The 6301-nt window shown below is 58.8% G+C and carries 6 protein-coding genes; all 6 read right to left on the bottom strand.

Annotated elements, in window-relative coordinates; genetic code table 11:
- Positions 1 to 40: 40 nt before the first annotated feature.
- From AB6804_RS25810 to wecB, 6 genes are read right to left on the bottom strand one after another with little or no spacing between them, the layout of a single operon-like run.
- The gene (locus AB6804_RS25810; RefSeq protein ID WP_370888845.1) at positions 41 to 535 is read right to left on the bottom strand and encodes a WecB/TagA/CpsF family glycosyltransferase; all 495 of its coding nucleotides are present in this window, start codon (positions 533 to 535) and stop codon (positions 41 to 43) included.
- A gap of 38 nt (positions 536 to 573) precedes the next feature.
- Complete coding sequence (locus AB6804_RS25805; protein ID WP_370888841.1) at positions 574 to 1371, bottom strand: heparin lyase I family protein; 798 nt, start codon at positions 1369 to 1371, stop codon at positions 574 to 576.
- Complete coding sequence (locus tag AB6804_RS25800; protein WP_370888840.1) at positions 1368 to 2492, bottom strand: glycosyltransferase family 4 protein; 1125 nt, start codon at positions 2490 to 2492, stop codon at positions 1368 to 1370. Before AB6804_RS25800 ends, AB6804_RS25805 begins: the two co-directional genes overlap by 4 nt.
- Positions 2489 to 3865: a flippase gene (locus AB6804_RS25795; RefSeq protein WP_370888839.1), complete on the bottom strand. Its 1377-nt coding sequence runs from the start codon at positions 3863 to 3865 to the stop codon at positions 2489 to 2491. Before AB6804_RS25795 ends, AB6804_RS25800 begins: the two co-directional genes overlap by 4 nt.
- Complete coding sequence (gene wecC, locus AB6804_RS25790) at positions 3862 to 5106, bottom strand: UDP-N-acetyl-D-mannosamine dehydrogenase (RefSeq protein ID WP_370888838.1); 1245 nt, start codon at positions 5104 to 5106, stop codon at positions 3862 to 3864. The genes AB6804_RS25795 and wecC overlap by 4 nt, the downstream gene beginning before the upstream one ends.
- Positions 5107 to 5135: 29 nt before the next feature.
- Complete coding sequence (wecB, locus tag AB6804_RS25785) at positions 5136 to 6281, bottom strand: non-hydrolyzing UDP-N-acetylglucosamine 2-epimerase (RefSeq protein WP_370888837.1); 1146 nt, start codon at positions 6279 to 6281, stop codon at positions 5136 to 5138.
- Between the last annotated feature and the right edge of the window lie 20 nt (positions 6282 to 6301).

Below are 6301 nucleotides of genomic sequence, written 5' to 3'. Positions count from 1 at the left end.
CCACACTCGCTTCCGCAGCTCAACCTCATGGCTCTAAACATTAAATTCGCTGTTGCGCTTCAACCTTGAAACCGCCCCCTGAATCGCGAATCCGCTGAACTACCGCCTGCTCGTTGTCCCAGAAATAGCCGTTATGAAAGCCCGCAATGTTGAGCGCCGGATAAGTTCGAACGCTGCGACGAGCCACTTCCTCAACCACCTTCTGCGTTGCTCCCAAAAGAAAGATGGGAAAGTCTCTCGTGCTTGCGAGCGACAGTAGTCGTCCAAAGAGGTCCACGCCGGCGACGCGCTCGGAGACGGCAAAACCAAGCATGCGCGCACCCCACACCACTCCCATCCCATCTATATTGACGATATCGCAGGCGCGCACCGAGTCTGCGAGTTGTGCATCCGATTGCGCATTGACCAACTTAGCGACGTTGATCACGACATGCTGCGTGAATTGCCGCTTTTCGATGCGACGCTCAATCCATTCGACGGTCTCGTCCATCGTCGCTACGTCTGCAGGACAGCCGAACAATTCAATGCGGTTCATCTTGTTCACCTCAGTATGCTTTGAACGCAACTGTGCGTTCATTGCTTTGTCACAGTTACAGGCCCGTAGAGCATCGACATGTCTGATGTTTCGGTCGGCTTCCGTAACCAGTCCGGCTTGTAGAGTCCTAACTTCAGGTACGCCTTCTGATCGCCGGGATACGCATTTCGAGCACCGGTCGCGCGAAACACCAACTTTCCATCGCGATATAAATCGGTAATCGACCTTTCACCTCGCTCGTCGGGCCGGTAGCGAAGTTCCCACTCGACCCATCGACCAACATCTGCATCGGCACAACAAATCCACTGAGTAGCGGACGCCTTGTCGTGCTGCTCGCCACCGCGCAATGCGATACCGTATTGCGTGCCCTGTATGGAGAGCGCAAGCGGGGGAGAGCCATAGCGCGTGCTCTGATGGATCTGGGTGACGATCACGAACTGTTTGTTGTCGAATTGGGTACCCAGAGGCAGCATGGTTGACCAGCGGATCCCATATGTCTCGCCTTGGGCGAAGCGGACTGAAGATGGAAAGACCACTTCCGCGCGCGGCGTGCCGTTCGCGACCTGCGAGAAATCATCGGAACGTCGGATCTTCGCCTTAAGCGCGTACTCTTTTATGCTGCCTCTATCCGGAACGATTGAGAGATCACCCGGATTAGCCTGTACGCTGAGATCGGAGTTCAGGCCATGGCGCCAGTCCGTCTGATAAAGCATCTCCGATGTCGGTGCGCAAGCGGCGACGCTTAGAACGATTACCGTTGAAGCCAAACGTCGCAGCGCACCGTTCGTAAGCGCGCGCAAACCAAGGCCGTTTAGATGCCGAAGTGTGGGCATCATCTCGTCTCCTTTACCATCTGCTCGTACATGTCGACGTAGCCGTCTACCACGACGATGCACGTGAAACTTCTGTATGCCCGCTCGCGACTGTTGCGCCCCATCTGGTCGCACAGTGTCGGATCGGCAAGCAGAGTACCTAACGCATCCGCGAGTTGGATAGGGTTTGACGGCTCTACTAGCAAGCCGCTATTTCCCTGATCGACGAGATCAAAGAATCCGCCGACCGCCGTTCCCACGATCGGCAGTCCCCCGAACATGGCTTCCAAGGTAGCGATGCCGAACGCCTCGAAATGACTTGGCATGCAAAAGATGTCGGCCGACTGATAGTGCTCAAGCTTCTGTTCGCCCGCGATCCAGCCGGGAAAAGACACTCGGTCACATATGTTCAGGCGTTCTACCTCTCTCGACCAACGCTCCAAGTCACCGGACCCGGCAACCGTCAGGTGAAAGTTCAGCCCTTGAGCTTTCAGAAGTGCAGCGGCTTCTAACAGGTCTCCAACACCTTTCGTTTCGACCAAACGGCCGGTGAAAATAATGCCAGGCCCATTCGTACTCTTCGCGCGATCGTTGCGACCTACGGTGGCGCACGCTCGTTGAGCGGCGCTAGCGGTATTAGCGATCACGTGCACACGCGACCGTTCAGCGCCGAGTTCAATGAGCGCGTTAGCGATGGAGTTCGACACAGCAACCAAGGCGTTCGATCGGCGCAGAAAGGCTCGCGTCGCTACAGACGCAAGTCGAGTCGATGAACGAACGAAGCCATCGAAATTCCCCGAGTGCACCTGCAGCACCACTCGCGCACGGAACAAGCGGGCGAATAAGAAGAGAAGAAATTTCCGGTAGAACGAGCTCTTTATCGATACATGGAGGTGCACGATTTCCGCGCCGGAACAGAGCTTTCGCACAAAACCTGGCACATCGAAAACGAAGAAACGAAATGCACCGGTAATGCTGCCGAAATCGTGGGTTTCAGCGAACTGCAAACTGACGCCGCGGTCATCGAACGTATCCGATAGCCCTTTCAACTCTTCGAGTACGGAAGCGATGCCGCCTCGCTGGCCCCAACCCGGTCCAACGTGCAAGGCTCGAATGCGTGACTTATCCCGGGTATCGGCCATCATGAGTTCCTCGTCAGACATCGGATCGTGAGGCTTGATCGAACGCCACCGCACAGCGAGAGGTAGCGCCTCAAACGTCTGCTCTTCGCAATTAGAGCGATGTAAGCGATGAGAATCAGCGTCTCACAGAGGAGACACGACGTGGCTGCACCCAACGCACCAAACCGTTGCGCAAGGGACAGCGACATTAAGACGCTCATGCAGCCAACGGCGAAGATGACGACTGAGCGGAGCTTGCTCGCACCCGATGGCACCAGGATCTGAAGGCCGGCAAAATAGGCTAGATTTCCAGATACGGTCGATAAGGCCAGGACTCGCAGTACGTCCGCCGCCCCCGTGAAATCGTTGCCGAGCACGATCGATGTGATGGAACCGGCGAAGCACATCGATATGGCCGCTCCACACACGGAAACGAAGATTGTCAAAGCCGCGCCGCGCGCTGTGAGTCGAGACGCCTCGCGTTTGCGACGCGTGAACAGACTCCCGATTCGGGGATAAAGCACCATGCCGAGTTGCGCCGGAACAAGCGCACATACGGTGCGTATCTTGTCCGCGCCAGCATAGATACCAGCGGCGTACGGCCCGGCATGTGATGTCAATATGATTGCGTTCGCAGCGCCGAACAGCGTCACCGATGCCGTAGCGACAAACATGTCTGCGCTCTCGCGAATGCGCGCGAATACAGCGCCAAGGCTGATCGCCGGACTGCCAACTAGCCCGTCGCGTCTAGCGATGTACAGAGAAAAGATGGCGGCTAGAAAAGGGCCCGCAGCTTGGATCGCTGCCGCGATTGCTACATCGTTCGGCGATCGCACGAGCCAGAAGGTAAGTGGCAGCGTGACGGCACGACTAATCAACACCATGAAGGTGATGAGCTTGAACCGCTCCATGCCTTGAAACAGCCAATGCATTGTTAAGACGTTCGCCGTCACGCCGAGCCAGGAAACCCATAGCGCTGGGCCCGCTGCAGCCCCGCCAACACCCGCGCGCAGCAACAGAACGAACACGAACGTCGCCGCCACATAGAGCAGTGTCTTGGCTCCGAGCACCGACCAGATCAACGCGTTCAGCCGCGCTTTGTCATCTCGGCACGCAATGACTGCGCGAGGCCCGGCCAGACTCATTCCCCATTCACTAAACAATGCGCCGTAAGCGGCAACTGCCGTCGCGAACGCAAAAAGCCCAAAGTGTGCAGGGCCGAGTACTCGGGTCAGATAGGGAAAGGTCGCAAATGACGCCGCATAGTTGCCGACGAACGATAGAACCATCAAGGCCATGTTGCGACGAAGGCGCGTGTTGCCTTCGGCCTCCGTCGTCGCCGTGACTTGCACAGCGTTCAAGCCTGCATCCCGCTGGCTGGGCGCGACCTGCTTCATACGAGCGCCAGCATCCCGCGCGTATCTATCACCACCTTCGTTTGCAAACGGATCGGATCGACGCCCTTGAACGGCGCGTGGTCGACCAGAATGACGATGACGTCGGCACGTGACAACGCGTCATTCAATGAGCAAAGTTCAAACTGGCCGGCGAGATTCGAAGGATGCTCTCTAATATTCGGCTCCACTGCCAGCACCAACCCTGGAAAGCGCTTCCCCAGTTCCGTCGCGATTTCAAGAGCCGGACTCTCCCGCAAATCATCGATATCCGCCTTGAACGCCAGCCCCAGACACGCGATCACCGGCTCCTTGAACCGTTTCGCCGCCCGCTCGACGCGCTCCACCACCCAATGCGGCTTCGAATCATTGACGATCCGCGCCGTACGAATCAACCGCGCCTCTTCCGGCGCCGAGTCCACGATGAACCACGGATCGACAGCAATGCAATGCCCGCCGACGCCCGGCCCCGGCTGCAAAATGTTCACGCGCGGATGGCGATTCGCCAAACGAATGAGTTCCCACACATTGATGTCGAGCCGATCGCAAATCAGCGACAACTCGTTGGCGAACGCAATGCCCACATCGCGCGATGCGTTTTCGGTCAGCTTGCACATCTCCGCCGTGCGCGCCGTCGTCAGAATGCACTCGCCGCGCACAAAGATTTGATACAACTCGCGCGCCACTTCACCGCATCGGCGCGTCATGCCGCCGATCACGCGGTCGTTCTCTACCAGCTCGCGAATCACGTGACCGGGCAATACGCGCTCCGGGCAATGCGCGACACGAATATCCGACGCCTCGCCCGCATTCTGCGGAAAGCTCAGATCCGGCCTCATTTCTGCCATCCAGGCAGCCATCTGCTCGGTCGCGCCGACAGGCGATGTCGATTCCAGCACCACGAGATCACCCTTCTTGAGCACCGGCGCGATCGCGCGGCTCGCGGCTTCGATATACGACAGGTCAGGCTTGTGACCGTCGGAGAATGGCGTGGGCACCGCGATCAGGAAAGCATCGGCGGGTTGCGGCGTCGTGAACGCCTGCAAATTTCCTTGCGCCACCGCCGCCTGCACCAGCATGTCGAGTTCCGGCTCGACGATATGAATCTCGCCACGATTGATCGTATCGACGGCATGCTTATTCACGTCGACTCCGATGACCTTCTTGCGCCGCGCCGCAAAATCAGCAGCGGTCGGCAAGCCGATATACCCGAGTCCGACGACGGAGATAGTTTCGAATTCCATAAGCTCACGTGTTTCCATTGGCAGTACGATCAGGCAGCTACGGCAAGCGGATGCTCGGAACGCAGCAAGGCGTCGGTGATCCGATCGCAGGCGCGACCGTCACCGTAAGGATTGGCGCCACGGCTCATTGCCGCGTATGCGTCGGCGTCGCGCAGAAGATGCATCACGTTCTCGACGATCGCGCCGGCGTCCGTGCCGACGAGTTTCACCACGCCCGCGTCCACCGCCTCCTGACGCTCCGTGGTCTCGCGCATCACGAGGACAGGCTTGTGCAACGACGGCGCCTCTTCCTGAATGCCGCCCGAATCGGTCAGGATCACATCGGCGCGATCCATCAGGCGTACGAACGGAAGATAGTCGAGCGGCTCGATGAGATGCACGTTCGTGATGCCCGTCAACAGACGGTTCACGGGCTCACGCACGTTCGGGTTTAGATGCACCGGATAAACGATGTCGACGTCCGGCGACGCGTGCGCGATCTGAGCGAGCGCTGAACAGATGCGCTCGAAACCGCCGCCGAAACTCTCGCGCCGATGCCCCGTCACGAGCACGAGGCGTCGGCCCGGCGCCAACGAGGGCAATTCACGCTCGGCGACCGCGCACAGGTCCGCATCGTTTGAAAGACGCGCACGGACTTGCAGAAGCGCGTCGATGACGGTATTGCCCGTCACGACGATCTTCTCGTCGTCGATGCCTTCGGCGAGGAGGTTATGCCGGGCGCGCTCAGTCGGCGCGAAGTGCAGCGCGGCCAATGCACCGGTGAGCTTGCGGTTCGCTTCCTCCGGCCACGGCGACGCCAGATTTCCAGTGCGCAAGCCGGCTTCAACGTGTCCCACTGCGATGCGCTGGTAGAAGGCAGCGAGCGTCGTGGCCATGGTCGTCGTGGTGTCGCCATGGACGAGAACCATGTCGGGGCGATACGTTGCGAGCACGTCCCGCATGCCCGCGAGAATCGCAGACGTGACGTCGAAGAGATCCTGCCCGCGCTTCATGATGTTGAGATCGAAATCGGGACGGATGTCGAATAGCGCAAGCACCTGATCGAGCATCTCGCGATGCTGACCCGTAACGCACACGCGGCATTCGAACCCGGAATCGCGCGCGAGGCGCTTGACGAGCGGCGCCATCTTGATTGCTTCGGGACGAGTGCCGAACGCAAGAAGCAGTTTCTTCATGAATGTTGAGTCTTTGTATT

Source organism: Caballeronia sp. RCC_10 (assembly GCF_041360715.1).
Lineage (GTDB): Bacteria > Pseudomonadota > Gammaproteobacteria > Burkholderiales > Burkholderiaceae > Caballeronia > Caballeronia grimmiae.
The sequence above is the reverse complement of the archived record's forward strand: the minus strand, read 5'-3'. Positions and strand labels throughout refer to the sequence as shown.

Bases quoted from the DNA above. Each gene is read 5' to 3' on its own strand.
- AB6804_RS25810 (WP_370888845.1), bottom strand. From the start codon at position 535: ATGAACCGCATTGAATTGTTCGGCTGTCCTGCAGACGTAGCGACGATG.
- AB6804_RS25805 (WP_370888841.1), bottom strand. From the start codon at position 1,371: ATGATGCCCACACTTCGGCATCTAAACGGCCTTGGTTTGCGCGCGCTT.
- AB6804_RS25800 (WP_370888840.1), bottom strand. From the start codon at position 2,492: ATGATGGCCGATACCCGGGATAAGTCACGCATTCGAGCCTTGCACGTT.
- AB6804_RS25795 (WP_370888839.1), bottom strand. From the start codon at position 3,865: ATGAAGCAGGTCGCGCCCAGCCAGCGGGATGCAGGCTTGAACGCTGTG.
- wecC (WP_370888838.1), bottom strand. From the start codon at position 5,106: ATGGAATTCGAAACTATCTCCGTCGTCGGACTCGGGTATATCGGCTTG.
- wecB (WP_370888837.1), bottom strand. From the start codon at position 6,281: ATGAAGAAACTGCTTCTTGCGTTCGGCACTCGTCCCGAAGCAATCAAG.